Here is a 25,431-nt window from a genome sequence, read left to right as displayed (position 1 = left end):
AGGAGCGCGATGAACACACACCTTGCCCGGCGCCAAGCCGAACTGGTCGCGGCCCGCAGGCCGTTCGTCCACGCGACTGTCGTCCGTGCCGCGGCGCCGACGTCGGTGAGCACCGGCGACCACGCGATCGTGCTGGAGGACGGCACCCTCGAGGGATTCGTCGGCGGCCAGTGCACCCTCGCCTCGGTGAAGCTCGCCGCGCTGGACGTGCTCCGCGACGGCGCCAGCCTGCTGCTGCGGGTGCTGCCGGAGGGCGGTCCGGAGTTCCCCGCGACCGATGGCGCCCGGGTGGAGGTCAACCCCTGCCTGTCCGGCGGCGCGGTGGAGATCTACCTTGAGCCGGTGCTGCCCGCGCCGGTCGTCCACGTCGTCGGCACCTCGCCCATCGCCCGGGCGGTCGCCGACCTCGCCGGCGCGGTCGGGTACGAGGCGACCAGCGACGAGGACGGCGCGACCGCCGCCGGGGCGGCCGCGGTGGTGATCGCCCGGCACGGCGGTCCCGAGCCCGACGACCTGCGGGCGGCGCTGGCCGCCGAGGTGCCGTATGTCGGACTGGTGGCGAGCACGGTGCGCGGGCACGCCGTGCTCGACGAGACCGGGCTGGACGAGGACCAGCGGGCCCGGGTGCACACCCCGGCCGGTCTCCCGATCAGCGCGGGAACGCCGGAGGAGATCGCGCTGTCGATCCTCGCCGAGATCGTGTCCGTGCTGCGCGCCCGGGACGCCGCCGGGCACGAGGGCTCGGAGCCGCCGCCGTCCGCCCGGCCTGCGGTCGCGACCGACCCGGTCTGCGGCATGAACGTCGTGGTCGNTGGTCGCGCCGGACGCGATCCATCTCGACGTCGACGGGACCGACTACTACTTCTGCCGCCCAGGCTGCCGCGACGCGTTCAAGGCCGAGCACAGCGTGAGCGTGGGATGACCGGGGACGGAGCAGCTCTCGGCCGGGTGACGGGCCTGGTACTGGCGGCGGGCGGCTCGCGCCGGCTCGGCAGGCCGAAGCAGCTGCTGCCCTATGCGGGCGGCACACTGCTGGACGCGACTCTCGCGACCGCCCGCCGATGCGGGTTCGGCCAGCTCCTCGTGACGCTCGGCGGGGCGGCCGAGCAGGTCGAGGAGACGGTGGACCTGTCCGGCACGGAGGTCGTGCGCAACCCGTCGTACGGCGAGGGATGCTCGTCGTCCATCGCGGCGGCGCTCCCGGCCGTGCACGACAGCGCGCACGGCGTCGCACTTCTGCTCGGCGACCAGCCGACGGTGCGGCCCGCCGACGTCGCCGCGCTGGTCGCGGTCGCGGCGCACCGCCCGATCGGCGTCACGGCGTATGACGACGGTATCGGGCATCCCTTCTGGCTGGGCCGCGAGCTGTTCGGCGAACTCGCGACCCTGCACGGCGACAAGGGCGTCTGGAAGCTGGTCGACCGGGCGGGCGACGACCTCGCGGTCCATCGCGCCGCCGGGCCGGTGCCGCCGGACGTGGACACCTGGGCCGACTACGAGCGGCTCGTCGGCGGCGCGAGGGAGGCGCGGTGACCCGCCTCGACAGTCCCGACGCGGTGCGACGCGCACTGCTGGCCGAGGACCACTTGGTCGACGAGGGGCTGGCGACTGCCCTGCACCTGGCCGTCGACCTCGGGTTGCCGCTGCTGCTTGAGGGAGAGCCGGGCGTCGGCAAGACCGGCGCCGCGGCCGCGCTCGCCCGCGCGCTCGGGTCGCGGTTGCACCGGTTGCAGTGCTACGAGGGGCTGGGACCGCACGAGGCGCTTTACGAGTGGAACTACCAGCGGCAGCTGCTCGCGATCCGGCTGGCCGAGGCCCAGGGTTCGGCCATCGGCGAGGAAGACCTGTTCAGCGAGCGATTCCTCGAAGACCGGCCGCTGCTGGCCTGCCTGCGCCACGACGGGCCGGTGCCGCCGGTGCTGCTGATCGACGAGATCGACCGGGCCGACGACGAGTTCGAGGCACTGCTGCTGGAGTTCCTCGGCGAACGGGCGATCACCATTCCCGAGTTCGGGACTGTCCGCGCCGCGGGACCGATGGTGGTCGTGCTCACTTCCAACCGCACTCGCGAACTCCACGACGCACTGCGCCGCCGATGCCTCTACCACTGGATCGATTTCCCCGGGCCCGACCAGGTCACGGCGATCCTGCGGCACCGGGTCCCGGACGCGTCGGGGGACCTGGTCGCGGCGATCGGCCGCGGCGTCAGCCGCCTGCGGGAGCTGGACCTGGACAAGGCGCCGGGAATGGCGGAAGCGATCGACTGGGCACGGGTGCTCGCCGCGCTCGGGGCGGACGTCCCCGATCCCGCCGCCGTGGCGCCTTCGCTCGGCGCGATCGCCAAGACCCCGGACGACCTGGCCGCGGTCGGGCGCGCCATCCGGGAGGGAGCGCTGGGATGAACTCAGGCCGAGAGCTTTCCGGCCGCGAGGCAGGGAAAGGCGCCGCGAACCGGCCGCGCGCGGGCGATCGGGCGGACCCGGCCGTCCCCGCCGCACCTGGTCCCGAACGGCCGGACCGGCCCGACTTGGCGGCACTGGCGTCGTTGCTCCTCGCCCGCCTCCGCGAGGCGGGAGTGGCGGCCGACCCGCGCGGCGCGGCGGCCTTGACCGCCGCGCTGCCGGGCGTCTTCGCGGCTCCGGGCGACCGGCGTTCGAGGCTGTACTGGACCGCCAGGGTCACGCTCGTGTGCGGTCCCGGCGACCTCGCCGCCTACGACCGGGTCTTCGACGATCTCGTCGGCGTCCCGTCCGGCGGGTCGCCCGCGCCCGGCGCAACGCTGGCGGCGACCCGGCCCGCCGCCGCGCGCCGCGCCGTGCCGAACGCCCCGGCCGGGACGGAAACGGAGGGCGCGGTGCCGTGGGTGACGCGTCCGCGCCAGACCGCGGCCGGCGGGCCCGGCCGTCCCGACGGGCGGGCCGTCCCGGTGCCCGCCCCGGGGTGGGCGGCAGCGCGAGCGGCCCCGGCCTCGTTCGACGACCTCGACGAGCGGATGCTGGCCGATCTCGGGGCCCGGCTGCGCGACGCCGCGCACCGGCGCCGGACCCGGCGGCGGGAAGCGAGCCGATACGGCCGCCTCGACCTGCGGCGCACGGCCCGCCGCTGGCGGCGTACCGGAGGCGAGCCGCTGCACCTGGTCCGGACCCGGCCGCGGCACCGCCCGCGCAGGCTGGTGGTCCTGTGCGACGTGAGCGAGTCGATGCGGCCCTATGTCACCGCGTTCCTGCACCTGATGCGGGCCGCCTCGGTGGAGGCGGGGGAGACCTTCGCGTTCGGCACCACGCTCACCCGGCTTTCGCCCGCGTTGCGGCGGCGCACTCCGGCCGAGGCGGTCGCCGAGGCGAGCGTGCTCGTCGGCGACCGGTACGGCGGCACGCGCATCGCTTCGAGCCTGCGGACCCTGATCCGCTCGCCCCACGCGGAACTGCTCCGCGGCGCCGTGGTGGTGGTCGCGTCCGACGGCTGGGACACCGATCCGCCGGAGCGGCTCGCGGCGGAGATGGCCCGGATCGCGCGCCGCGCGCACCGCGTCGTGTGGATCAATCCGCGCGCGGGAGAACCCGGCTACCGGCCGCTCGTCGGCGGCATGGCCGCCGCGCTGCCGCACTGCGACTCGGTGCTCCCCGCCGCGACGCTGGCCGAACTGGCCGGCGTCGTCGACGAGCTCAGCTCCACAGCGTCACGTAGACCGCGGGGCGGAACCTCCTGATGGGCACCCCGGACCCCTTGATCATCGCCTGGGTTGCCCGAGGCGTCTGCAGGAAGCGCAGCAGTTCCGCGCTCGTCTGCTCGCGGTCCTCCTCGCGGGCGGAGGCGACCCAGACCCCGCGCTGTTTCGTGCCCTGCCCGGTCACCCGCACCAGCCTGCCCGCGGCCAGGTTGGCCGAGACCGAGAACACCACCGCGGGGGCGACCGCCGCGGCGTGGTGCACCTCCTCCAGCGCCGAGGCCTCGCTCTGGAAGATCCGCTGATGCGACTCCGGAACGCGCAGCCGCTGGAGCATCGCCGGGATCGCACCCGCCGGGCCGACCGCGGACGGGCCGAGGTGCCAGGTCGCGCGGGCGAGCTCGGCCGCCGAGACCGGGCGCCCGGCGAGCGGGTGGTCCGGCGTCGTGACGACCTCGACGTCGTAGGCCAGGAAGGCGCGCTGGACGAGGCCCGGGCGGGGGCTCGCGACGGGCGGCCCGATCGCGACGTCGATCGCCCTGGTCCGGAGGAGTTCCTCGAACTCGCTCGCCTGGTGCACGCTCAGCTCGACTTCGAGATCCGTGGCGCGCTGGGTGAAGGATTCGATCAGCCCCGGCGCCGCGTGTTCGGCGAACAGCGACGTCGCGCCGACACGCAGCAGCCGGAGCCCCTGTGCGGCCTGGCCGATCTCCTCCACGGTGCGGTTCTGCAGCCCGAGCAGCTCGACCGAACGGCTCGCCAGCCGCAACCCGCCCGGGGTGAACGCCAGGCCGGAACCGGTGCGCGTGAAAAGCGGATCGCCGAGTTCCTTGCGGAGCTGGGCGACGTGCATGGAAACGGTGGACTCCGAGACGCCGAGCGCCGCCGCGGCCGATTTGACCGAGCCGTACCGCACGACGGCGGCGAAGGCGCGCAGTTGCGGGATCGTCACCCACTCACTCCTAGGACGTTCACCCGATGATGACTCCGTCGCAGCTCAAAGCGTATTCCGCGGTGGCGCGGCTCGGCTCGGTCAAGGCGGCCGCGGCCGAACTCGACGTGAGCGAAGCAGCGGTCTCGCTGCACGTCGGCCAGCTCCGGAAGGAACTGGGCGACCCGCTCTTCACCCGTACCGGTTCCGGCCTCGCCTTCACCCCGGGCGGACTGCGGCTGGCGAGCCGTTCGGTCGAGCTGCTCGGCCTGCGCGACCGCACCATACAGGAGGTGAAACAGGCGGGCCGGGGCCGTCGCCTTCTCCGGCTCGGGGCCTCCGGACTCTTCGCCGAATACGCCGCGCCGGGGCTGATCGAGGCGTTCACCCAGCGGGCCGCGGACCTCGACGTCGAGCTCAGCACGGACGGGAGCGGGCGGTTCGAGACCCTGCTCGTCACCCGCAGCCTGGACGTGGTGATCGCGCCCCGGGACCAGCTCGGCGGGCGCGACGTCCAGAGCAACCACTTCCTCAACTACGAGGTGATCACGGTCGCGGCGCCGCGGCATCCGGCGGTGAGTTCGCCGCCGTCGGTTCGCCTGCTCCGGGAACAGCCCTGGCTGCTCGGGCCGTCGGCGATGGAGCGCGGCGGGACGGTCACCGAGATGCTGCGCCGCTTGGGCGTGCCCGAGCAGCGGCAGCGCATCTTCCAGAGCCACGCGGCGGCGATCGAGGAGGCCAAGCGCGGTCACGGAGTCGCGCTCACCGTCCGCTTCGCGGTGACCGAAGATCTCGAAAACGGCGCGCTCGCCCGGGTCGAAGGACCGCTGCTGAGCGGCCGCGGCGGGTGGAGCATCGCCACTCTCGTCGGCGACCGGGCGCCCTCGTCCGCGGCGGAGCTGTGCCGCTTCGTCGCGACGCCGCGGGCGACGAGGGCGATGCTCCAGCGCCGAGGGGCCGGCGTGGGCCGGTTCCGCCCGGCGGTCCACGTGACCCTCTGGTCCTGACCCCCGTCGCGCCCTCGACCGCACTCAGCGTTCGCTTAGCCGCGAATAGACGCACGACGTGCGCGCTGGGAGGTTGGGATCTCAGGTGGCGACGGCGCTCCCCGGGGCTGCTGCGCCGAGATCCAGCAGGAGGTGCCGCACCCATGCCGGCTATCGAGTCCGACGGTCACAGTCCGGGCAACCCGCGCATCTACGAGCTGATCGAGAACGCGCCCCGCGAGGGCACCGGCGTCTCGCCGACGATCTTCGCGTACTCGCAGCTGGTCGACTTCTTCAAGATCGCCGGGCAGCCGGTGCAGGGCCCGTGGCCGCCGCACCAGCAGCCCCGGCCCGATCCCGCCGAGGCCGAGGCGGGGCCCGTCGCCGTGCCGGACCCGCAGTCCGAGTACGTCCCCCGCCGCAGGCTGTCCATCGACGGCCCGGACGGCGCCCCCACGAGCTAGGAGAGAGCCCGCATGTACCCCGGACGCTTCCGCTACGCGTCGCCCCGCGCGCTCGACGAGGCCGTCGAACTGCTCCAGAAGGCCGAGAGCGACGGCAAGGTGCTGGCCGGCGGCCAGAGCCTGATCCCCTTGCTCAAACTGCGGTTCGCGAGCCCCTCGATCCTCGTCGACATCAACAACCTGCCGGGCCTCGACCGCATCGAGGTCGAGGCGGACGGATCCTTCCGGATCGGTGCGCTCGCCCGGCACGGCATGCTCGAACGCTCCGCCGAAATCGGCAGGCGCCAGCCCACCGCGGCGGCGGCCGCGCCGTTGATCGCGGACCCGATCGTGCGCAGCCGCGGCACCCTGGTCGGCTCGGTGTGCCACGCCGACCCGCAGGGCGACTGGGCGGCGGTGATGATCGCGCTCGACGGCTCCGTCGTCGCGTACGGCCCCGAAGGCAGGCGCACGATCGCGGTCAGGGACTTCGTGACCGGGCCCTTCCAGAACGTGCTCTCCTACGACGAGATCGCGATCGAGGCGAGGATTCCCGCGCCGAAGGGGTCGGTCGCCGGCGGTTTCCTCAAACTGGAGCGCCGGGTCGGCGACTTCGCGACCGCGGGCGCCGCGGTCGGCCTGGAACTGGCCGGGGGCCGGGTGGTCCGGGCAGGCATCGCGCTCACCGGCGTCGGCAGCGCGACCATCAACGCCGAGGCCGCCGCGGGCGCGTTGCTCGACCGGCCTATCGGCGCCGACACCGTCGCCCGCGCCGCGGACCTCGCGGCCGAGGCCGCCAACCCGAAATCCGACCACCGGGGCAGCGCCGAGTACAAGCGGCACGTCGTGCACACCTTCGTCCGGCGGATCCTGGCCGGCATTGGCACCGATCAAGAAAGGGCGGCGTGATGACCAGCCTGTTCGACGAAATCGCCGAGCCCGTTCCCGACGACGTCCCGGTCAACCGCGTCACGGTCACGGTCAACGGCAGGCGGCGCACGGCCGACATCGAGCCGAGGCTGCTGCTCGCCCACTTCCTGCGCCAGGGGCTCAAGCTCACCGGCACGCACACCGGGTGCGACACCACCAACTGCGGCGCGTGCACCGTGCTGCTGGACGGCAAGCCGGTCAAGAGCTGCACCGTCCTCGCCGTCCAGGCCGACGGGCGCGACGTGACCACCGTCGAGGGCATGGCGAAGGGCAGCGAACTCGACCCGGTGCAGGAGGGCTTCAAGGACGAGCACGCCCTGCAGTGCGGCTTCTGCACCCCCGGGATGATGCTGTCCGCCCGCGCCCTCCTCGACGAGAACCCGAACCCCACCGAGGACGAAGTGCGGTTCGCGCTCTCGGGCAACCTCTGCCGCTGCACCGGCTACCAGAACATCGTCAAAGCAGTGCTGTGGGCCGCCGCGAAGGAACGCGGCGACGACCCGCACAACGCCGTCGCGGACTACACCGCGGCACAGCAGAACGGAGCACACCGGTGACCCAGACGGCAGAACCACGGCCGACGGCGCCGCCGCCGCTGGACGAGATCAAGCTGGGCGGCCTCGGCGCCAGCCGCCGTCGCGTGGAGGACAACCGGTTCATCCGCGGCAAGGGCAACTACTTCGACGACGTCGTGCTGCCCGGCATGCTCCACATGGAGGTGCTGCGGAGCCCGATGGCGCACGCCCGGATCAAGTCGATCGACACCTCGAAGGCCTGGGAAATCCCCGGCGTGCGCCTGGTGCTGACCGGCGAGGCGCTGGCGACCCGCAACCTCGGGTGGATGCCCACCCTCAGCTACGACACGCAGGCGGTGCTCGCCACCGACAAGGTCCGGTTCCAGGGCCAGGAGGTCGCCGCGGTCGTCGCGGACGACCCGTACATCGCGAAGGACGCGGTCACCGCGATCCAGGTCGAGTACGAGCCCCTCCCGCCGGTCGTCAACCCGGAGCAGGCGCTGGCCGCCGACGCGCCGCTCATCCGCGACGACAAGCTCGGCCAGGAAGACAACGTCGTGTTCGACTGGGAGGTCGGCGACAAGGCGGGCACCGAGCGCGCCTTCGACGAGGCCGATGTCGTGTCCCGGGTCAAGCTGCACTACCCGCGTTCGCATCCCTCCCCGCTGGAGGCCTGCGGGGCGATCGCGGACTTCGACCGGTCGACCGGGAAGCTCACGGTCTACCTCACCACGCAGGCGCCGCACATCGTGCGCGCCGCCGTGGCGCTGATCGCCGAACTGCCCGAGCACCAGATCCGGATCATCTCGCCGGACCTCGGCGGCGGCTTCGGCAACAAGGTCCCGGTCTACCCGTCCTACGTCGTCGCGATCCTCGCCTCGATCCTCGCCGAGCGTCCGGTCAAATGGGTCGAGGACCGCACCGGCAACCTGATCTCGACCGGGTTCGGCCGGGACGTCTACCTCGACGGCCAGGTCGCGATGCGCAAGGACGGCAAGATCCTCGCGGTCAAGATGAACACCACCTCCGACCACGGGGCGTTCTTCGCCGACGCGCAGCCGAGCAAGTTCAAGATCGGGCTGATGCACTCGGCGTTCGCGGCCTACGACGTCCCGTATGCCCACCTCGCGGCGCGCGGCGTCTACACCACCAAGGCGCCCGGCGGCGTCGCCTACCGGTGCTCGTTCCGGGTCACCGAGGCGATGTTCTTCCAGGAGCGGATGGTCCAGGCCGCGGCCGAGGACGCGGGCATCGACCAGGCGGCGTTCCGCAGGCTCAACCTGGTCAAGGACGACGACTTCCCGCACCGCACGCCGTACGGCTTCCTGACCGACTCCGGCCAGTACGGCAAGGCGCTCGACCTGGCGCTCAAGGAGATCGACTACGAGGGCTTCCTCGTCGAACAGGCCGAGGCCCGCAAGCGGGGCAGGCTGCTCGGCATCGGGATCTCGACGATGACCGAGCCGCTCGGCGCGGGCAACAGCCGCGAGTACGACATCCTCGGCATCAAGATGTTCGACTCGGCCGAACTGCGGGTCCACATGACCGGCAAGGCGCTGCTGCGCACCGGCGCGAAGACCCAGGGCCAGGGCCACGAGACCACGTGGGCGCAGATCGTCGCCCACGAACTGGGCCTGCCCGCCGACGACATCGTCGTCGAGGAGGGCGACACCGACACCGCGCCGTTCGGCATGGGCACCTACGCGTCCCGGAGCACGCCGGTGGCCGGAGCCGCGATCGCGATGGCCGCGCGCAAGGTCAAGGCCAAGGCCCGCAAGATCGCCGCGCACCTGCTCGAAGTGTCCGAAGAGGACGTCGAATGGGAACTCGGCCGGTTCTACGTGCGCAGCCAGCCCTCGCGCGGAGTGACCATCCAGGAAGCGTGCCTGGCGGCGTACTCCAACATGCCCGACGGACTCGAACCCGGCCTGGAAGCGGTCTCCTACTACGACCCGCCGAACCTGACCTGGCCGTTCGCCGCGTACGTCTGCACGGTCGAGATCGACCCCGAGACCGGGGTGTGGGACGTGCTGCGGTTCGTCGCCGTCGACGACTGCGGCGTCCGGATCAACCCGCTCATCGTCGAGGGCCAGATCCAGGGCGGCCTGACCGAGGCCTACGCGATGGCGAGCATGCAGTTCATCACCTTCGACGCCGACGGCAACTGCGTCGGCTCGAACTTCATGGACTACCTGCTGCCCACCGCCTGGGAGACCCCGGGCTGGGAGCTGCACGAGGTCGTCACGCCCTCGCCGCACCATCCGATCGGCGCCAAGGGCGTCGGGGAGTGCGCCACCGTCGGCGGTCCCGCGGCCTTCGTCAACGCGGTGGTCAACGCGCTTTCGCACCTGGGTGTGCGCAACGTCGACATGCCGATGCTGCCGGACCGGGTCTACGAAGCCCTGTCCAGGGGCGTCGACGTGTCCGGCGCGCCGCCGGTGAAGACGGACTGAGAGGAGCCGCGCGATGCTCATCAACAAAGACGTCGTCGTGCCGCAGCCGATCGACAAGGTGTGGGCGTTCTTCAACGACATCCCGCAGGTCGCGGCGAGCCTGCCCGGAGCCGACCTGAACGAGGACCTCGGCGACGACCAGTACAAGGGCAAGGTCATGATCAGCATGGGCCCGGTCAAGCTGGCCTTCGGCGGCCTGGCCAAAGTGCTCGAACGCGACGACGCGGCGAAGAAGCTGGTCGTCGACGGCGCGGGCTCCGACGAGAAGGGCCGAGGGAACGCCTCGCTGATGCTCACCGCACAGCTGCTGTCGGTCGCGAAGGGCACCAAGGTGGATCTCTCGATCGACCTGACCTTGTCCGGTGCCGCGGCGCAGTACGGCCGCGGCATGGTTTCGGACGTGACGTCCGTCCTGATCGGACAGTTCGCCGACAACGCCCAGCGGCGGATCGAGGCGATCGAGCGCGGCGAGGACCTGTCCAAGCTCGAAGCCAAGTCGGCGAGCGGTCTCGCGATCGGCTTGCAGGCAGTGAAGCTCGCGTTGCTGCGCGTCTTCAGCCGCTTCTTCCTGCCCTACCAGCCCCAGCCGCGCTGAGGCTCCGCTCTCAATCGAAGGAGAACCCGATGCTGTGGTGGATCGGCAACGCGCTGTTGCTGGTGGCCGTGGTGCCCATCCTGGTCGCGTTGCTCAACCGCGTGCTGGCGGCGCTGGAGCGCATCCGCGGCGCGGCCGACGACATCCTCGCCGGCGGCGGTGCGCTCGCCGGAGAGCTGGACGGCGTGCCGGAACAGCTGGCGGTGACCGACCGGACCGTGCGCGAGGTCGCCGTCGGCGCCGCGCGGTACGGCGGCTCCGTCGCGAAGCTGCTGGGCTGAGGGGAGTACTGAGGATGCCTGCCGAAGCTTGGGTCACCCTGGTCCTCGCCGCGCTGATCATCGCGGCCGCCGCACTCGGCCTGACCCGCGTCATCTTCCACCTGAGGGCGACCGCCGCCACTCTCGACGGCGTCATCGACGGGGTCCGCGTGATCGCGGACCGCACCCGGCCGGTGCCCGCCGTCGTGCCGTCGGTCAACGCCAGCCTCAAGCCCGTCCGCGACTTCACCGAAACGATCTGAGGAGGCCTCCGATGAGCTCCACCGCCGGATGGACCCTCGGCTACGTGATCGCGATCGTCGTCGTTCTCGTCGTCGTCGCGCTCGTGGTGCCGATCCTGCTGCTGGCCCGCCGCATCGGCCGCCAGGCGGGCGACATCGACGACTCGCTCGCCGAGTCCGTCGCCAACACCGCCGCCCTGTCCGGACTGCGCACCACCATCGACCACGCCGGGGTCATCGTCGCCGGCCTGCGGCGCGGACGCGAAAGGCTGGGTGGTTGACATGAGCCTCGCGCTCACCGAAACCGACGAAACCCTCTGGACCATCGCCAACATCGGCGGCATCGTGGTCGTGCTCGCGGTCGCCGGGCTGCTGACCGTCCTGGTCGTGCTGGTCGCCACCATCGAGAAACGCGTCACGAAGGTACGCGACAAGCTCAAGGCGGCCGCCGCCAACACCGAAGACACGGCCCTGATCGCCGAGACGGCGGCGGGGGTCGAGGCGGTGCTGGGCGAGGGCCTCAAGCACCACCTGTTCCTCGGCCGGGTCTACGAGAAGGTGAGGTCCTGAGCCATGGTCCTGACGAGCGTCCTCGTCATCGTCGCGCTGATCGCGGTGCTGGCCGGCTACTTGTTCGTGGTCGGCGGCCAGCTCACCCGGGTCGCGGCGCTGCTGGAGGAGTGCGCGGAGCTGGTGCGCGCGATCAAGGCGAACGCCGAGCCGATCCGGCCCGGTCTCGACCACATCAACCGCACCGGCGGAGTCGTCGCGGGCGCGCTGCCGCTGCTCTACGGGTTCGCCGAGGGCATCGTCACCGGCGTCTCGCCGCGGCGCGATCCCGACCCGGACGACCGCCTGCCCGCGCGTCCGGCTTCGGGCACTCGCCGCTCGCGTCTGCATGACGGCGTGGGCTACCGCCCCGAGGGCGTGCCCGCCGCCGCGGGCCACGGCCCGCCGCGCTCAGGCGCCTGACCACAGGCGCGCTCCTTTTCCGCAGCCGTCCGTGAGGGGAGCCCTGAAGGAATCAGATTCCTTCAGGGCTCCCCTCACGGACTTTCCGCGTGCGAAATGCGGGTGGGTCAGGGCTCGCGGTCGAGGCGGGGTGTGCGCCGCGATTGGTCTGGGGTGAGTCCTGTCGTGAGGGGGCCGGTGGTGTTCGGCGCGTCGTAATCGCCGATCCAGTGCCGCTCCCACGCCTGGTCGTACTGCTGTTCGTTGCAGCTGGGGCGGTAGACCGCGATCAGTTCCTGGGTGATCTGCTCCCGGTGCGCGGCGGTGCCGCCGGGCACCTCGAACGTGGCGATCTTGAGCCGGAACTTGGTGCCGGCGCGGGCGATCCAGCAGGGCGCGGCCGGATGCCGGAACGGGAAGCCCGCGGTCGTGAAGTCGTCGGTGTGCCCGACGTAGCAGACCGCGAGCCGCTCCGATCCGGGACGGCCCGGATCGGGGTAGAAGATCGCGTACACCCCGCTCGCGGAGGGCGGGGTCCATCCGGCGAGGACCCGGGGTCCTTCGAACGAGTAGCCGGCGAGCGTGCCGAGACGGATCATCGGGGCCCGCTCACGCCTCGCGCTGCTCGTGGGCGAACAGCTCCTCCAGTTCGTCCTGTTCGGACATCGGAATCAAGCTCGACACCGGCCACGGGGGCAGGCCCGCCTCCCTGACCGCCTCGGCGAAAAGCTCCTTCGCCCGCTCTGCCGCCTCGTCGCGGCTGGGCGCCTCGACGAGGATCTGGACGCCGTAGGTCTGCTGGCCGATCCCGGAGGCGACCCCGTCGTGCCGCGCCACGGCGTCGGCCAGCGCCACGATCTCCTCGCGGCCCAACGGCCGATCGCCGTCGGCCTCGACGGTCACGCTCCAGCTCGGCATCTTCGTCTCCTCGCCTCATCGCAGCCGCGGCAGCACCGCGGCCAGTTTCTCCAGGCTGGCCAGGTCGTGCCCGGACAGCAGCTCGTCGATGTAGGGCGCCGCGACCATCATGCCGAGGCTGCTCGGCACCCAGTCTTCGCCGTGGTCGCCCTTGTGCGGGTTGAGCCACACGATCCGGTGACTCAACCGGGTCAGTTTCCGCAGCGCGCCGTCGAGGTGTTCGGGGGACCCGCGGTCGAGCCCGTCGGAACAGATCACCACGATCCCGCCCCGGCTCATCCCGCGCCGGCCCCAGTCGCGCACGAACGCGGCGAGCGAGTCGCCGATCCGGGTGCCGCCCTCCCAGTCGACGACCCGTTCGGCGGCGGCGCGGAGCGCGTCGTCCGGGCGGCGGCGGTCGAGCTGCCGGGTGATCCGGGTCAGCCGGGTGCCGAAGCAGAAGACCTCCACCTTGCGCGCGGAGCGGCTGGTGCCGTGGGCGAACTGCAGCAGCGCGCGGGAGTAGCCGGCCATCGACCCCGAGACGTCCAGGATCAGAATGAGCGGCCGGGCGCGCAGCCGCCGCGCGCGCCACGCGAGTTCGCCGGGCTCGCCGTGCCGGCGCACCGCCGACCGGACGACCCGCCGCAGGTCGGGGGTGCGCCCGGCGCGGGCCGGCCGGGTGCGGCGCGAGCGGCGGCGCGGGGGCACCAGGCGGATGCCTCGCATGATCCGGCGCAGCACCGCCAGCTCCTCCGGCGTGCAGTCGGCGAACGAGCGGTGCCGAGCCGTGGTCGCGGCCGAGGCCACCAGCCCCATCCGCGCCTGCCGCTCGTCCTCCGGGGTGCCTTCCGGGCCGTGCTCCGGGTCCGGCAGTTGCAGCGTCGCGTTCGCTTCCGCCCGCTGCTGCACCGAGAACGGCGGCGGGTCCTCGGGTTCGTCCGGCTCGTCGAGGAAGTAGCGCCGGAACGTGACGTCGTAGACCGGGAGGTGCTCGCGCCGGGTGACCAGGGTGGTGCGCCCGGCCCAGTAGAGGTCGACCAGGTCGGCCGGGTTGAGCAGGGCGCCCGCCGCGCCGTAGGTCATGATGTCGCCGGTGCCGACCGGCAGGCCCGCGCGGCGGAGTTCGCGGCCGAAGCCGACGAGCGTCCGCGTGAAGCCGGCGCCCGTCGCGGAACCGGCGTCCTCAGCCACCGACGACCCGCTCCAGCTGCGGGTAGACCAGGTCGAGGTCGTCGCGGTCCTTCACCACGGCGCCGAGGGTGTCCGCGGCGATCCCCGGATCGAGGTCGTGACCGCCTACTACCTCGACCGTGCGCGTCCAGTCGATGGACTCCGCGACGCCGGGCGGCTTGGCCAGGTCGAGTTCGCGAAGCCGGTTGACCGCGGCGACCACCTTGCGGGCGAGCACCTCGGGGACGCCGGGGGCGCGGGTCAGCACGATCTCCAGCTCGCGATCGGCGTCCGGGTAGCCCACCCAGTGGTAGAGGCAGCGTCGTTTGAGCGCGTCGTGCAGTTCCCTGGTGCGGTTGGAGGTCAGCACCACCAGCGGCGGGCTGTCCGCCCGGATCGTGCCGATCTCCGGGATGCTCACCTGGAAGTCGGAGAGGAGTTCGAGCAGGAACGCTTCGAACTCGTCGTCGGCGCGGTCGATCTCGTCGAGCAGGAGCACGGCCGAGCCGCCCGCGCGCACCGCCTCCAGCAGCGGCCGCTCAAGCAGGAACTCCGGGCCGTAGAGGTTCGCGACGGTTTCCTCCCCGCCCAGGTCGTTGCCCGTGAGGGCGCGGATCTGCAGCAGCTGGCGCGCGTAGTCCCACTCGTACAGCGCTTGGTGGACGTCGATGCCTTCGTAGCACTGCAGCCGGATCAGCTTCCGGCCGAGCACCGTCGCGAGCGCCTTGGCGATCTCCGTCTTGCCGACGCCCACTTCGCCTTCGAGCAGCAGCGGCCGGCCGAGCGACAGCGACACGTACGCGGCGGTGGACAGGCCGCGGTCGGCCAGGTAGCCGACGCCCTTCAGCCGCTCGGTCAACTCGGCGAGGCCGGTGACCGGGCCGGTCACCGGCGGCCCGCGACGATGTCGCCGATGGTGCCGTCGGAGGTGTTCAGCTTGCCGTCGCGGGTGAGCTGCTCGCGCCACGCGGTCCGCAGGTCGGTGCCCTGCCCGACCATCTCCTCGAAGCTGACGTCCTTCATGTTGCGGCACACCGTCGTGTTGCCGCACAGCTCGCCGACGTCGGAGGCGTTGTCGCGGTCGACCTGCCAGATCGAACGGAGCACGTCGGAGGCGGCGTCGCCCGGGGGCCGGGGGTCCGCGTCGTCGTTCATGTCGTTCCTCTCATCGGGCCCTTCACGGTAGGCCGGGGCGGGCGCCGGACGCCACGAGTGTTAAGCGACCCCTGAACTCACCTCGCGCAAGGGGCGTCCGGTCCGTCCCTCCCGAACGGCGAGCGCCTCCGCGAGCACCGCGATCGCGACCTCCGCCGGCCGGCTCGCGCCGATGTCGAGTCCGGCCGGGCCGTGGATCCGTTCGAGTCCCTCGACGCCGCGCGAGGTCAGCCAGTCCAGGCGCGCGTCGTTCATCGCGGGCGTGCCGAGCGCGCCGACGTATCCCGCGCCGCCGGAGAGGGCGGCGGCGAGCGCGTTGCCCGCCGCGCCGAGGTCGTGCATCCCGACCACGACCAGGTCGAGGGCACCGAGGCCGAGCAGGATCGGTGCCGCCTCGGCGGGGTTGGCGAACCGGAGCACCTGCCAGCCCAGCGGGCCCGCGGCCGATTCGAGCGCGTCGCCGATCGGCCCGCCGCCGACGACGGCCAGCCGGGGCACCGGCCACAGCACGGTGACGACCCGGTCCGCCGCCACCGCCGAGTCGGTGACGCCGCCCGAGAAGAGCCGGGCGGTCTCCTCGCCGAGCGAGGCCACCGAGGTGGAGTCGTAGGCCTCGACGCCGGTGACCCGGTCGCCGTCGAGGCGGACGACGAGACAGACGGCGTGGCCCGCCCACAGCTCGTCCCACGTGCCCTCGGGGAAGCCGGCCGCGGGCACGATCAGGCAGCGGGTGCGCGCACCGGCGGGCACCCCGGCGACGAGCGACCCCACTTCGTCCACGGCGACGTCCACGAGCCGCCGGGTGACGCCGCCGGCGACGAGCCCGGCCACCTGCTCGTCGAGGGCGCCGCCGAGCAGCCCGCCCATGCGGCCGCCGCCGGGGGTCAGCGCCAGCGCCTCGTCCGGACGCCGTCCCGCGATGCCGTCGGCGGACACGATCCACGCGACGTCGACGTGGGTGCCGGATCGGACACACGCCGCGACGCTCACCGAGATCTCGTACATGAGGGCAAGCTAAATCCGCTCTTTACGAGAGGCCAGTGCTTCTTAACCTTCCACTTATGAGCGTTCTGTCCACCGGCCTGCACCTGCTGTGGCCCACCCCCGTCGGCCTCTACCGCTACGACCGCGCCGGGGAGGTCAACCCGGCGCTGGTGAAGGAGTTCGCCCGGATCCGCTCCGAGCAGGAGCGAAGCCGCGGCGCGGAGCCCGGCGCGCCGTTCTTCGCCAGCGACGACGACCTCCTCGAACGGGTCGAGCTGGACGGGTGGAAGCGCCTCGTCCAGTTCCTCGTGAACGGGATCGCCAAGACCGTCGAACAGGCCAACCTCGACTACTGGGCCGGGCAGGTGCAAAAGCTGACGGTGAACATCGAAGGCCTGTGGTTCCAGGCGGCGACCGGCGGGACCGCGCACGACATCCACACCCACGGCAATTGCTCGTGGTCCGGGGTCTACATCGTGCAGATCGACCCGCCGGAGGAGCGCGCGCAGCATCCGGTGTACGGCGAGGCGAACGGCGTCACGCGCCTGTACGGCCCGCACTTCGCCACGCTGGGCGGCGCCTTCGTCGACGTCGGCAACGCGTATCTCCAGCAGCCGCACCTCGACGTCGACCAGGTCGAGGGCCAGCTGCTGGTCTTCCCCTCGTGGCTGATGCACCAGGCGATGGCCTACAGCGGGACCAGGGACCGGGTGATCATCTCGTTCAACGCGAGCATCCACGGCTCCGGCGGCGACCAGCTCTTCGGCTACGGCGCCCGCTGAGGCCCGGCTTTTGCTGAACAAAAGCTCAATCTTTCCGCGAAATCCTTGATAGACGTGTTGATTGTTCCCCCGTCATGCTGAGCCGGGTCAGCAGTTCCCGGCCAGACCGGAGGAGCAGTGGTGGATCGATGGGGAGCCGGCGTCATCCCGTACGCGGAGATGGGGTACTGGCAGCCGGACTACGAGCCGAAAGACACCGACGTACTGGCCGCCTTCCGGATCACCCCGCAGGACGGAGTGCCCGCGGAGGAGGCGGGGGCGGCGGTCGCGGGGGAGTCCTCGACCGCGACCTGGACGGTGGTGTGGACCGACCGGCTCACCGCCTACGAGCACTACCAGGCCAAATGCTACCGGGTGGAGCCGGTGCCGAACACCCCCGGCCAGTACATCGCGCACATCGCCTACGACCTCGACCTGTTCGAGGAGGGGTCCATCGCGAACCTGACCTCCTCGATCATCGGGAACGTGTTCGGGTTCAAGGCGCTGAAAGCGCTGCGGCTGGAGGACATGCGGATCCCGACGCACTACGTGAAGACCTTCCAGGGACCGCCGCACGGGATCGTGACGGAGCGGGAGTACCTGGACAAGTACGGCCGCCCGCTGCTCGGCGCCACCACGAAACCGAAGCTCGGGCTCTCCGCGCGGAACTACGGCCGCGTGGTCTACGAGGCGCTGCGCGGCGGGCTGGACTTCACCAAGGACGACGAGAACATCAACTCCCAGCCGTTCATGCGCTGGCGTGACCGGTTCCTGTTCTGCATGGAGGGCGTCAACCGGGCACAGGCGGCCACCGGCGAGATCAAGGGCCATTACCTGAACGTCACCGCGGGCACGATGGAGCAGATGTACGAGCGCGCCGAGTTCGCCCGCGAGCTGGGCAGCGTCGTGGTGATGATCGACCTGACCGTCGGGTACACCGCCATCCAGTCGATGTCGGCGTGGGCGCGGAGGAACGGCGTGCTGCTGCACCTGCACCGCGCCGGGCACTCCACCTACACGCGGCAGAAGTCCCACGGCGTGAGCTTCCGGGTGATCGCCAAGTGGATGCGGCTGGCCGGGGTGGACCACATCCACGCGGGAACCGTGGTCGGCAAGCTGGAGGGCGACCCGCACACCACCGCCGGCTACTACGACACGCTGCGGCTCGACCACGTGCCCGCGGATCCGGTGAAGGGCCTGTACTTCGACCAGGACTGGGCTTCGCTCGCCCCGGTGCTGCCGGTCGCCTCCGGCGGGATCCACGCCGGGCAGATGCACCAGCTGCTGCACCTGCTCGGCGAGGACGTGGTGCTGCAGTTCGGCGGCGGCACCATCGGCCACCCGATGGGCATCGCGGCGGGAGCCACGGCGAACCGGGTCGCCCTCGAAGCGATGGTCAAGGCGCGCAACGAGGGCCGCGACTACCTCGCCGAGGGCAAGGACATCCTGCGCGCGGCCGCCAAGCGCAGCCGAGAGCTGGACGTGGCGCTCGCGACGTGGGGCGACATCACGTTCAACTACGAGTCCACCGACACCCCGGACGTCGTCGCGACGCCGAGCACCGTGTGAGGAGCCAGACATGCGCGTCACCCAGGGCACCTTCTCCTACCTGCCGGACCTGACCGACGAAGAGATCACCACCCAGGTCCAGTACGCGCTCGGCAACGGCTGGCCGATCTCGGTGGAGTTCACCGACGATCCGCACCCGCGCAACGTGTACTGGGAGATGTTCGGGCTGCCCATGTTCGACAACACCGACGCGGCGGCGATCATGCTGGAGATCGACGCCTGCCGCACCGCGTTCCCGAACCACTACGTCAAGGTCAACGCCTACGACGCCCGGCTCGGGCGGCAGACCACGGCGCTGTCGTTCCTCGTGCAGCGGCCTGCCGGCGAGCCCGGTTTCCGGCTGGACCGCCAGGAAACCGGCGACCGCCGCGTCCAGTACCGCACCCACGCCTACGCCGCCGACCGGCCGGTGGGCGAGCGGTACCGCCCAGCGGGGACATGAGCGAGCCGGGGCGGTCCGGTTTCGTCATGCACCGTCCGGGCTCGCCCGCGGCGACGGCGCAGGACGAGCCGCCTCCCGCCGAGGACGCCGAACTGCCCGGGGACGCTGTCGTCGACCTCGCCGAGGTGCGGTCGCGAGCCGGCGTCGGCGAGGTGCTCGCCGAACTCGACCGGGACCTCGTCGGGCTCGCCCCGGTCAAGCGGCGGGTCGAGGAGATCGCCGCGCTGCTGCTCGTGGACCGCACCCGGGAGCGGTTCGGGATCCGCGCCGCACGGCCGAATCTGCACATGTCGTTCACCGGGAATCCGGGCACCGGCAAGACCACGGTCGCGCTCCGCATGGCGGAACTGCTGAAGCGGCTGGGGTATCTCCGGCGCGGCCATCTCGTCGCGGTGACCCGGGACGACCTGGTCGGCCAGTACGTCGGCCACACCGCGCCGAAGACCGCGGAGGTCGTGAAGCGCGCGATGGGCGGGGTGTTGTTCGTCGACGAGGCGTACTACCTCTACCGCGCGGAGAACGAGCGGGACTACGGGCAGGAGGCCATCGAGATCCTGTTGCAGGTCATGGAGAACAACCGGGACGACCTGGTCGTGGTCTTCGCCGGCTACGCGGACCGGATGGACGATTTCTTCGCCTCCAACCCCGGTCTCAGCTCGCGGGTCGCGCACCACCTCGCGTTCCCGGACTACACCGTCGCGGAGCTGGAGCGGATCGGGCAGCTCATGGTCTCCGCGCTCGGCTACGAGCTGTCAGGCGCGGCCCGGGCTGTCTTCCGCGAGTACCTGGAGCTGCGCGTGCGCCGGCCGCGGTTCGCGAACGCGCGCAGCGTGCGCAACGCCGTCGAGCGCGCACGGCTGCGGCAGGCGAACCGGCTCGTGCGGGAGGGCGCGGCCGACCGGGCGCGGCTCGTGCGCATCGAACCGGAGGATTTCCTCGCCAGCACCGTATTCGCGGACCGGATGTCCACAGTGGAGGGAACTGGATGAACTCGCTCGTCGAGACAGCCGCGGTGCTGGTCGCCGCGGGAAAGGGCGTGCTCGCCGCGGACGAGAGCGTCGCCACGATGTCCGCGCGGCTGGAGAAGGCCGGGGTCGCGCCGACCGAGGAGAACCGCAGGGACTACCGGGAACTCCTCGTCAGCACGCCGGAGCTGGCTGCCGGTGTCAGCGGCGTCATCCTGTGCGAGGAGACACTGCGGCAGCGCCTCGCCGACGGCAGGCCGTTCCCCGCGGCCGTCGCCGATTTCGGCATGCTGACCGGCATCAAGGTCGACACCGGCGCGAAACCGTTGCCCGGCAACGAAAGCGAGACGGTCACCGAAGGGCTCGACGGGCTGTTCCCTCGCCTGCGGGAGTACGTCGCGCTGGGCGCGCGGTTCGCCAAGTGGCGGGGCGTGTACGTGATCGACGACCAGTGCCCGTCCCGTGCCGCCGTGCACGCCAACGCGCACGCGCTCGCCAGGTACGCGAGTGCCTGCCAGTACGCCGGGCTGGTTCCGATCGTGGAGCCCGAGGTGCTGATGGACGGCACGCACTCGCTGGCGCGGTGTGCCGAGGTGACGACTCGCGTGCTGGGCGCGGTCGCGGGCGAACTGGCCGCGTTCGGCGTGGATCCCGCCGCGATGGTGCTGAAGCCGAACATGGTCGTGCCGGGCGCGTCCTGCCCCGAGCAGGCCGCGCCGGGCGAGATCGCCGAGGCGACGGCAGCGGTGCTGAGGCAGACCATGCCGGACGACCTTGCCGGGGTCGCGTTCCTCTCCGGCGGGCAGAGCCCGGAGCAGGCGACCGCGAACCTCGCCGCGCTGCAGGAGATCGACGCGCCGTGGCCGCTGACTTTCTCCTTCGGCCGCGCACTGGTCCAGCCGGCGTTGGCCGCGTGGCGCGGCGATCCCGGCCGTGTCCACGAAGGACAGCGCGCGCTCTCGCAGCGGGTGCGGGCGAACTCCGCCGTGCTCGGCGAAACAGCCGCCGTGGCGCCGTGATGACCACGCGCATCGTGCCATCGGTGCTGCCGGCGGACTTTTCCCGGCTGGGCGAGGAGGTCCGGCTGCTGGAGAAGGCGGGCGTGGACCGCATCCAGTGGGACGTGATGGACGGCCGGTTCGTGCCGAACCTGACGATGGGGCCGGACGTCATCGCGTCCGTCCGGCCGCTGGTGACCCTCCCGTTCGAGGCACATCTGATGGTGGCCGATCCGGACCGGCTGCTGCCGCGGTGGCTCGACGCGGGCTGCGGCATGGTCATCGTGCACGCCGAAGCCGCCGGGCACCTGCATCGCACGCTCGGCGACATCCGCGAACGCGGCGGGAGCGCCGGGGTCGCGCTGAACCCGGCGACTCCGGCGTCGGCCGTCGAGCACGTGCTGGACCTCGTCGACCTGGTCCTGGTGATGACGGTGAACCCGGGCTTCGGCGGCCAGCGCTACCTGCCGTCGATGGCGGCGAAGATCCGGCGGGTGCGCGAGCTGGTGGACGCCACCGGCCGGGACATCGAGGTCGAGGTCGACGGCGGGATCTCCCCGGACACCATCGGATCCGCGAGCGCGGCGGGGGCGCGCACCTTCTGCGCGGGCTCCGCCCTGTTCGCCGACCGGGACGCGATCGGCGAACGCGTCGCCGAGTTGCGCCGCCTCGCCGCGGAAGCCCGCCGCTGACCCCGCCCGGTCCTCCATACTGCCCGCTATGACGACATCAGCGCGGTTGCGGGCGTTCGTCGCGGTGGCCGAGACCGGGTCGGTGTGGGCGGCGGCGCGGCGGCTCGCGCTCACCGAGTCCGCGGTGTCGGCGGCGGTGTCGGCGCTGAGCAAGGACGTCGGCGTGCCGTTGGTGGAGCGGGAGGGACGCGGCGTACGGCTCACGCGAGCAGGCGAGTCCTACGCCGGCCACGCCCGCGTCATCCTCGGCCTGCACGAGGAAGCGGTCGTCGCCGCGCGCGGCGAAGCCGATCCCGGGAGCGGGCTGTTGCGGCTCGCGGCCGTCACCACGGCGGGCGAGCACGTGCTGCCGTCGGTGCTGGCCCGGTTCCTCGACCGGCACCCGCGGGTGGAGCTGCGGCTGAATGTCGGCACCAGCGACCAGGTGTGGGCCTCGCTCGCGAACCACGACATCGATCTGGCGATCGGCGGGCGGCCGCCCGCGTCCGTGCGGGAGGCGCGGGTGTTCGCGGTGCGGGACAACGAACTCCTGGTGGTGGCCGCGCCCGCGCTGGCGCCCGCGTTCGACCCGGCGACCACGACCTGGCTGCAGCGCGAACCGGGTTCGGGCACCCGTGCGACGAGCGAGGCGCTGCTGGCCGCGCGCGACCTCGATCCGCCCGCGCTCACCCTCGGGTCGAACGGCGCGGTGGTAGCGGGTGCGGTCGCTGGGCTCGGCGCCACGCTGGTGTCGCGGGACGCGGTCGAGCGTCAGCTGGCGAGCGGCGAGCTGGTGCCCGTGCCCATGGCGGGCACCCCGCTGCACAGGCCGTGGCACGCGGTCGGGCAGCGACGGCTCACCGCGGGTTCCCGGCTGTTCGTCGAGCACCTGTGCGGTGCCGAGGACGGCTGGCGTTCCCCCGGCCGTTCCACCGCGCGGGGGAGCCGCGAGGACCGGTCCGGTCCGTAGCGTCGCCCGGCATGCCTACGATCGCACCTGACCGAAACCTGGCACTGGATCTCGTCCGCCTTACCGAATCCGCCGCGATGGCCGCGGGCCGCTGGGCGGGCCGCGGCGACAAAGACGGCGCGGACCAAGCGGCCGTCGACGCCATGCGCGCCTTGGCCTCGACGCTGCCGGTGCGGGGCGTCGTCGTCATCGGCGAGGGCGAGAAGGACCAGGCGCCCATGCTGTTCAACGGCGAGGTGATCGGCGACGGCCGCGGGCCGGAGTGCGACATCGCCGTCGACCCGATCGACGGGACCACGCTCACCGCCAAGGGCATGGGCAACGCGGTGTCGGTGCTCGCGGCCGCCCCGCGCGGCGCCATGCTGGACCCGTCCGCGGTGTTCTACATGGAAAAGCTGGTCACCGGCGCGGAAGCGGCGGGCGCGGTGGACCTCGACGCGCCGGTCGCCGACACCGTCCGCGCGGTCGCGAAGGCCAAGGGCGGCGAGCCGCGCGACGTCACGGTCTGCCTGCTCGACCGGCCCCGGCACGCGGAACTGGCCCGCCAAGTGCGGGAGACGGGCGCGCGCATCTCGTTCATCGCCGACGGCGACGTGGCGGGCGCGATCATGACTGCCCGGGAGGGCACCGGCATCGACCTGCTGCTCGGTGTCGGCGGAACCCCGGAGGGCGTGCTCGCCGCCTGCGCCATGAAGTGCCTCGGCGGGGTGATCCAGGGCCGGTTCGTCGTGCGGGACGAGTCCGAACGCCGTCGCGCGCTCGACGCGGGACACGACCTCGGCCGCGTGCTCGTCACCGACGATCTCGTCCGCGGCGAGGACGCGTTCTTCGTCGTGACCGGCGTGACCGACGGGGATCTCATCCGCGGCGTCCGGTACGGCGCGCACCGGGCCACGACCGAGTCGCTCGTCATGCGGGCCCGCAGCGGCACGATCCGCTTCCTGCGCAGCGAACACCGGCTCGACCGGCTCGCGAGTTACAGCGCCGTCGACTACCTGCGGACCGGACGGGAGGCGCTGGCATGAGCGGAGTGCACCGGCTGCCGGCGAACCTGGCCGGCGACGGCCGCGGGATCCTCGCGCTGGACGACGACGCCGCCACCGTGTCCGCGCGGCTGGCCGAGGCGGGCGCGCACGCAGACGAGGAAACCCGCCGCGCCTATCACGAGCTGGTGCTGACCGCGCCCGGACTCGCGGCGGGGATCAGCGGGGTCGTCCTGACCGAGGAGGCCTTCGGCGGGACGCTGCCCGATGGGGAGCCGTACGCGGAGGCACTGATTAGAGCGGGCATCGCGGCGGGGGTACGGGTCGACACCGGCGTCCATCCGCTCGCGGGACTCCCCGGCGAACACGTCACCGAGGGGCTGGACGGCTTGCGGATCCGCTTCGCCGACCTCGCCTCGCGGGGTGCCCGGTTCGCCACGTGGCGCTCGGTGTTGCGGGTAGGGGACCGGTTGCCGAGCCGCCCCGCGAGCCGCGCGAACGCGCACGCGATGGCGCGTTTCTCCGCGCTGTGCCACGAGACGGGCATCGTGCCGGTCCTCGAACCGGAACTGTCCGCGGAAGGTACGCACTCGCTCGCACATTGCTGCGCCGCGGCCGCGGTGGTCCTGTCCGACGTGTTCGGCGAACTGCGCGCGGCCGGGCTGCGGCGGCACGCCGTCGTGCTCGCCCCCACGGTGATGTCGCCAGGCGACGAGTCCGGCGAGCGCCGGAGCGCCGGCGAGATCGCGGAGGCCACGATCGGCGTGCTGCGCGCCGCGGTGCCCGGCACCGTCGCTTGCGTGGCAGTCCGCCGCGGCGACCAGGAGACCGTGGCCGCGCTGCGGGCGATCCCGGCGCCGTGGCCGGTGACCTTTTCCGTCGGCGCCGCCCGGGCATTCGCCGTCTGGCGGGGTCGCGCGGACAAGATCGCCGCCGCGCAGCGCGTTCTTCGAGCGGATGTCCGCGCGTTCAACGGAAAGGCGGACGACCGTGTCGCGTGAGGACTGGGCAGCCGTCGTGTTCGATGTGGACGGCACCCTCGTGGACAGCGAACGCGACGGGCACCGGCTGGCGTTCAACGCCGCCTTCGCCTCGGCCGGCCTGCCCTACCGCTGGGACGTCGCGGAGTACGGCGACCTGCTCGGGGTCGCGGGCGGGCGGGAGCGGCTGACCGGCTACCTGGAGTCCAAGGGCCATCCGCCGGAGCAGGTCGCCCAGTTCGCCGCGGCACTGCACGCCGACAAGACCAGGCGGCTGCGGTGGATGGTCGCGCAGGGCGCGATCAGCCCGCGCCCCGGCGTGCGCGAGCTGATCCTCGACCTCGCGCTGGCCGGAGTGCGGCTCGCGGTCGCCACCACGGGCAGCAGGGAGTGGGTGGCGCCGCTGCTGGGGAAGCTGTTCGGCGCGACGACGTTCCCGGTGGTGGTGACCGGCGACGACGTGCCCGCGAAGAAACCCGACCCCGCCGCGTACCTGAAGGTGCTGACCGAACTGGGTCTCCCGGCGGCGGACGTGCTCGCGGTCGAGGATTCGGCGGTCGGGCTGCGTGCCGCGCTGGCCGCCGGGCTCGACTGCGTCGTGGTCGCCAACGACTACACGCGCGGGCAGGATTTCACTGGTGCGCTCGCGGTGTATCCCGGGTTCGCCCGGTTCCGCTCCGACCGGAGCGGTCCGGTGCGGGGGTTGTCGGTGTTCACGCGATCGGCACGGTGACGAGGACTGTGGTGCCGTGGTGTGCCGATCAGTTCCGCGCGTTCGGGCGTGCTGGTCATGCTGTGGCTGCGGGGTTGGCGGTGTTTGCGCGATCGGCGCGGTGACTGGGTCTGTGGTGCCGTGGTGCGGCGATCAGTTCCGCGCGTTCGGGCGTGCTGGTCATGCTGTGGCTGCGGG

At 72.4% G+C, this 25,431-nt stretch carries 31 protein-coding genes; 24 read left to right on the top strand and 7 right to left on the bottom strand.

Going from position 1 to position 25,431, the window contains the following annotated elements; translation table 11 throughout:
* Positions 1-9: 9 nt before the first annotated feature.
* The 3 genes from A4R44_RS50190 to A4R44_RS11400 are packed head-to-tail and all read left to right on the top strand — an operon-like array spanning position 10 to position 3,709.
* The gene (locus A4R44_RS50190; RefSeq protein ID WP_232791569.1) at positions 10-1,533 is read left to right on the top strand and encodes an NTP transferase domain-containing protein; all 1,524 of its coding nucleotides are present in this window, start codon (positions 10-12) and stop codon (positions 1,531-1,533) included.
* Positions 1,530-2,402 (top strand): MoxR family ATPase, encoded by an 873-nt coding sequence (locus A4R44_RS11405; RefSeq protein ID WP_067579072.1) that lies wholly within the window; start codon positions 1,530-1,532, stop codon positions 2,400-2,402. The genes A4R44_RS50190 and A4R44_RS11405 overlap by 4 nt, the downstream gene beginning before the upstream one ends.
* Complete coding sequence (locus tag A4R44_RS11400; RefSeq protein ID WP_095213282.1) at positions 2,399-3,709, top strand: VWA domain-containing protein; 1,311 nt, start codon at positions 2,399-2,401, stop codon at positions 3,707-3,709. Before A4R44_RS11405 ends, A4R44_RS11400 begins: the two co-directional genes overlap by 4 nt.
* Here the strand turns inward: A4R44_RS11400 and A4R44_RS11395 are convergent.
* On the bottom strand, positions 3,666-4,619 hold the full coding sequence (locus A4R44_RS11395) for a LysR family transcriptional regulator (protein WP_067579070.1): 954 nt from the start codon (positions 4,617-4,619) through the stop codon (positions 3,666-3,668). The two genes, A4R44_RS11400 and A4R44_RS11395, sit on opposite strands and share 44 nt — an antisense overlap.
* 26 nt (positions 4,620-4,645) lie before the next feature.
* On the opposite strand from A4R44_RS11395, the gene A4R44_RS11390 reads away from it, so the two are divergent.
* The 11 genes from A4R44_RS11390 (at position 4,646) to A4R44_RS11340 (ending at position 11,994) form a co-directional block, all read left to right on the top strand.
* Positions 4,646-5,605, top strand: a complete 960-nt coding sequence (locus A4R44_RS11390; RefSeq protein ID WP_198545251.1) for a LysR family transcriptional regulator — start codon at positions 4,646-4,648, stop codon at positions 5,603-5,605.
* Positions 5,606-5,748: 143 nt separating this feature from the next.
* Positions 5,749-6,048, top strand: coding sequence for a hypothetical protein (locus tag A4R44_RS11385; RefSeq protein WP_043833798.1), 300 nt, complete (start codon positions 5,749-5,751; stop codon positions 6,046-6,048).
* A gap of 12 nt (positions 6,049-6,060) precedes the next feature.
* Entirely contained in the window at positions 6,061-6,936 is an 876-nt protein-coding gene (locus A4R44_RS11380) for a xanthine dehydrogenase family protein subunit M (RefSeq protein WP_067579067.1), read from the top strand.
* Complete coding sequence (locus A4R44_RS11375; protein WP_043833794.1) at positions 6,936-7,514, top strand: (2Fe-2S)-binding protein; 579 nt, start codon at positions 6,936-6,938, stop codon at positions 7,512-7,514. The genes A4R44_RS11380 and A4R44_RS11375 overlap by 1 nt, the downstream gene beginning before the upstream one ends.
* A complete protein-coding gene (locus A4R44_RS11370) occupies positions 7,511-9,925 on the top strand; it encodes an aerobic carbon-monoxide dehydrogenase large subunit (RefSeq protein WP_369805874.1) in 2,415 nt (804 codons plus the stop codon). The genes A4R44_RS11375 and A4R44_RS11370 overlap by 4 nt, the downstream gene beginning before the upstream one ends.
* A 13-nt stretch (positions 9,926-9,938) precedes the next feature.
* Complete coding sequence (locus A4R44_RS11365) at positions 9,939-10,520, top strand: SRPBCC family protein (protein WP_043833792.1); 582 nt, start codon at positions 9,939-9,941, stop codon at positions 10,518-10,520.
* A gap of 29 nt (positions 10,521-10,549) precedes the next feature.
* Entirely contained in the window at positions 10,550-10,801 is a 252-nt protein-coding gene (locus A4R44_RS11360; protein ID WP_043833791.1) for a hypothetical protein, read from the top strand.
* A 14-nt stretch (positions 10,802-10,815) separates the two neighbouring features.
* A complete protein-coding gene (locus A4R44_RS11355; protein WP_043833789.1) occupies positions 10,816-11,043 on the top strand; it encodes a hypothetical protein in 228 nt (75 codons plus the stop codon).
* Positions 11,044-11,054: 11 nt separating this feature from the next.
* Positions 11,055-11,303 (top strand): hypothetical protein, encoded by a 249-nt coding sequence (locus A4R44_RS11350; RefSeq protein ID WP_043833788.1) that lies wholly within the window; start codon positions 11,055-11,057, stop codon positions 11,301-11,303.
* Position 11,304: 1 nt separating this feature from the next.
* On the top strand, positions 11,305-11,592 hold the full coding sequence (locus tag A4R44_RS11345; RefSeq protein WP_043833786.1) for a hypothetical protein: 288 nt from the start codon (positions 11,305-11,307) through the stop codon (positions 11,590-11,592).
* Between the two features lie 3 nt (positions 11,593-11,595).
* Positions 11,596-11,994, top strand: a complete 399-nt coding sequence (locus A4R44_RS11340; RefSeq protein WP_051172424.1) for a hypothetical protein — start codon at positions 11,596-11,598, stop codon at positions 11,992-11,994.
* A gap of 107 nt (positions 11,995-12,101) precedes the next feature.
* Here the strand turns inward: A4R44_RS11340 and A4R44_RS11335 are convergent, their stop codons facing one another.
* From A4R44_RS11335 to A4R44_RS11310, 6 genes are read right to left on the bottom strand one after another with little or no spacing between them, the layout of a single operon-like run.
* On the bottom strand, positions 12,102-12,572 hold the full coding sequence (locus A4R44_RS11335; protein ID WP_067579065.1) for a hypothetical protein: 471 nt from the start codon (positions 12,570-12,572) through the stop codon (positions 12,102-12,104).
* Between the two features lie 10 nt (positions 12,573-12,582).
* Positions 12,583-12,891 (bottom strand): hypothetical protein, encoded by a 309-nt coding sequence (locus A4R44_RS11330; protein ID WP_043833785.1) that lies wholly within the window; start codon positions 12,889-12,891, stop codon positions 12,583-12,585.
* 15 nt (positions 12,892-12,906) lie between these two features.
* On the bottom strand, positions 12,907-14,064 hold the full coding sequence (locus A4R44_RS11325) for a VWA domain-containing protein (protein WP_067579062.1): 1,158 nt from the start codon (positions 14,062-14,064) through the stop codon (positions 12,907-12,909).
* Positions 14,057-14,932 (bottom strand): MoxR family ATPase, encoded by an 876-nt coding sequence (locus tag A4R44_RS11320; RefSeq protein ID WP_043840318.1) that lies wholly within the window; start codon positions 14,930-14,932, stop codon positions 14,057-14,059. The genes A4R44_RS11325 and A4R44_RS11320 overlap by 8 nt, the downstream gene beginning before the upstream one ends.
* Positions 14,929-15,198 carry a hypothetical protein gene (locus tag A4R44_RS11315; protein ID WP_043840315.1) on the bottom strand — a complete coding sequence of 90 codons (270 nt, stop codon included), beginning with the start codon at positions 15,196-15,198 and terminating at the stop codon, positions 14,929-14,931. Before A4R44_RS11315 ends, A4R44_RS11320 begins: the two co-directional genes overlap by 4 nt.
* Before the next feature lie 60 nt (positions 15,199-15,258).
* On the bottom strand, positions 15,259-16,203 hold the full coding sequence (locus A4R44_RS11310) for an XdhC family protein (protein ID WP_067579060.1): 945 nt from the start codon (positions 16,201-16,203) through the stop codon (positions 15,259-15,261).
* 56 nt (positions 16,204-16,259) lie between these two features.
* On the opposite strand from A4R44_RS11310, the gene A4R44_RS11305 reads away from it, so the two are divergent.
* From A4R44_RS11305 to A4R44_RS11260, 10 genes are all read left to right on the top strand, one after another.
* Positions 16,260-16,964 carry a putative 2OG-Fe(II) oxygenase gene (locus A4R44_RS11305; protein ID WP_067579058.1) on the top strand — a complete coding sequence of 235 codons (705 nt, stop codon included), beginning with the start codon at positions 16,260-16,262 and terminating at the stop codon, positions 16,962-16,964.
* A gap of 117 nt (positions 16,965-17,081) precedes the next feature.
* Positions 17,082-18,512, top strand: a complete 1,431-nt coding sequence (locus tag A4R44_RS11300; RefSeq protein ID WP_043840311.1) for a form I ribulose bisphosphate carboxylase large subunit — start codon at positions 17,082-17,084, stop codon at positions 18,510-18,512.
* Positions 18,513-18,522: 10 nt separating this feature from the next.
* Positions 18,523-18,954, top strand: a complete 432-nt coding sequence (locus tag A4R44_RS11295; protein WP_043840309.1) for a ribulose bisphosphate carboxylase small subunit — start codon at positions 18,523-18,525, stop codon at positions 18,952-18,954.
* Positions 18,951-19,943 carry a CbbX protein gene (gene cbbX, locus A4R44_RS11290; RefSeq protein ID WP_067579056.1) on the top strand — a complete coding sequence of 331 codons (993 nt, stop codon included), beginning with the start codon at positions 18,951-18,953 and terminating at the stop codon, positions 19,941-19,943. Before A4R44_RS11295 ends, cbbX begins: the two co-directional genes overlap by 4 nt.
* Entirely contained in the window at positions 19,940-20,938 is a 999-nt protein-coding gene (locus tag A4R44_RS11285) for a class I fructose-bisphosphate aldolase (protein WP_043840304.1), read from the top strand. The genes cbbX and A4R44_RS11285 overlap by 4 nt, the downstream gene beginning before the upstream one ends.
* A complete protein-coding gene (gene rpe, locus A4R44_RS11280; protein WP_095213281.1) occupies positions 20,938-21,609 on the top strand; it encodes a ribulose-phosphate 3-epimerase in 672 nt (223 codons plus the stop codon). The genes A4R44_RS11285 and rpe overlap by 1 nt, the downstream gene beginning before the upstream one ends.
* Positions 21,610-21,637: 28 nt before the next feature.
* Entirely contained in the window at positions 21,638-22,558 is a 921-nt protein-coding gene (locus A4R44_RS11275) for a LysR family transcriptional regulator (protein ID WP_043840302.1), read from the top strand.
* A gap of 11 nt (positions 22,559-22,569) precedes the next feature.
* Positions 22,570-23,583 (top strand): class II fructose-bisphosphatase, encoded by a 1,014-nt coding sequence (glpX, locus tag A4R44_RS11270; protein ID WP_067579054.1) that lies wholly within the window; start codon positions 22,570-22,572, stop codon positions 23,581-23,583.
* Positions 23,580-24,542 carry a class I fructose-bisphosphate aldolase gene (locus tag A4R44_RS11265; protein WP_043840299.1) on the top strand — a complete coding sequence of 321 codons (963 nt, stop codon included), beginning with the start codon at positions 23,580-23,582 and terminating at the stop codon, positions 24,540-24,542. The genes glpX and A4R44_RS11265 overlap by 4 nt, the downstream gene beginning before the upstream one ends.
* The gene (locus A4R44_RS11260; protein ID WP_067579052.1) at positions 24,532-25,254 is read left to right on the top strand and encodes an HAD-IA family hydrolase; all 723 of its coding nucleotides are present in this window, start codon (positions 24,532-24,534) and stop codon (positions 25,252-25,254) included. The genes A4R44_RS11265 and A4R44_RS11260 overlap by 11 nt, the downstream gene beginning before the upstream one ends.
* Positions 25,255-25,431: the final 177 nt, after the last annotated feature.

It is taken from the genome of Amycolatopsis sp. M39, from assembly GCF_001651785.1.
Classification (GTDB): Bacteria; Actinomycetota; Actinomycetes; order Mycobacteriales; family Pseudonocardiaceae; genus Amycolatopsis; species Amycolatopsis rubida.
Note: the sequence above shows the minus strand (reverse complement) of the source record. Positions and strands in the feature narration are given on the sequence as shown.

Coding starts and splice junctions, on each gene's coding strand:
- A4R44_RS11400 (WP_095213282.1), top strand. CDS start 2,399: ATGAACTCAGGCCGAGAGCTTTCCGGCCGCGAGGCAGGGAAAGGCGCC.
- A4R44_RS11390 (WP_198545251.1), top strand. CDS start 4,646: ATGATGACTCCGTCGCAGCTCAAAGCGTATTCCGCGGTGGCGCGGCTC.
- A4R44_RS11385 (WP_043833798.1), top strand. CDS start 5,749: ATGCCGGCTATCGAGTCCGACGGTCACAGTCCGGGCAACCCGCGCATC.
- A4R44_RS11380 (WP_067579067.1), top strand. CDS start 6,061: ATGTACCCCGGACGCTTCCGCTACGCGTCGCCCCGCGCGCTCGACGAG.
- A4R44_RS11375 (WP_043833794.1), top strand. CDS start 6,936: ATGACCAGCCTGTTCGACGAAATCGCCGAGCCCGTTCCCGACGACGTC.
- A4R44_RS11365 (WP_043833792.1), top strand. CDS start 9,939: ATGCTCATCAACAAAGACGTCGTCGTGCCGCAGCCGATCGACAAGGTG.
- A4R44_RS11360 (WP_043833791.1), top strand. CDS start 10,550: ATGCTGTGGTGGATCGGCAACGCGCTGTTGCTGGTGGCCGTGGTGCCC.
- A4R44_RS11355 (WP_043833789.1), top strand. CDS start 10,816: ATGCCTGCCGAAGCTTGGGTCACCCTGGTCCTCGCCGCGCTGATCATC.
- A4R44_RS11350 (WP_043833788.1), top strand. CDS start 11,055: ATGAGCTCCACCGCCGGATGGACCCTCGGCTACGTGATCGCGATCGTC.
- A4R44_RS11345 (WP_043833786.1), top strand. CDS start 11,305: ATGAGCCTCGCGCTCACCGAAACCGACGAAACCCTCTGGACCATCGCC.
- A4R44_RS11340 (WP_051172424.1), top strand. CDS start 11,596: ATGGTCCTGACGAGCGTCCTCGTCATCGTCGCGCTGATCGCGGTGCTG.
- A4R44_RS11335 (WP_067579065.1), bottom strand. CDS start 12,572: ATGATCCGTCTCGGCACGCTCGCCGGCTACTCGTTCGAAGGACCCCGG.
- A4R44_RS11330 (WP_043833785.1), bottom strand. CDS start 12,891: ATGCCGAGCTGGAGCGTGACCGTCGAGGCCGACGGCGATCGGCCGTTG.
- A4R44_RS11315 (WP_043840315.1), bottom strand. CDS start 15,198: ATGAACGACGACGCGGACCCCCGGCCCCCGGGCGACGCCGCCTCCGAC.
- A4R44_RS11310 (WP_067579060.1), bottom strand. CDS start 16,203: ATGTACGAGATCTCGGTGAGCGTCGCGGCGTGTGTCCGATCCGGCACC.
- A4R44_RS11305 (WP_067579058.1), top strand. CDS start 16,260: ATGAGCGTTCTGTCCACCGGCCTGCACCTGCTGTGGCCCACCCCCGTC.
- A4R44_RS11295 (WP_043840309.1), top strand. CDS start 18,523: ATGCGCGTCACCCAGGGCACCTTCTCCTACCTGCCGGACCTGACCGAC.
- cbbX (WP_067579056.1), top strand. CDS start 18,951: ATGAGCGAGCCGGGGCGGTCCGGTTTCGTCATGCACCGTCCGGGCTCG.
- A4R44_RS11285 (WP_043840304.1), top strand. CDS start 19,940: ATGAACTCGCTCGTCGAGACAGCCGCGGTGCTGGTCGCCGCGGGAAAG.
- rpe (WP_095213281.1), top strand. CDS start 20,938: ATGACCACGCGCATCGTGCCATCGGTGCTGCCGGCGGACTTTTCCCGG.
- A4R44_RS11275 (WP_043840302.1), top strand. CDS start 21,638: ATGACGACATCAGCGCGGTTGCGGGCGTTCGTCGCGGTGGCCGAGACC.
- glpX (WP_067579054.1), top strand. CDS start 22,570: ATGCCTACGATCGCACCTGACCGAAACCTGGCACTGGATCTCGTCCGC.
- A4R44_RS11265 (WP_043840299.1), top strand. CDS start 23,580: ATGAGCGGAGTGCACCGGCTGCCGGCGAACCTGGCCGGCGACGGCCGC.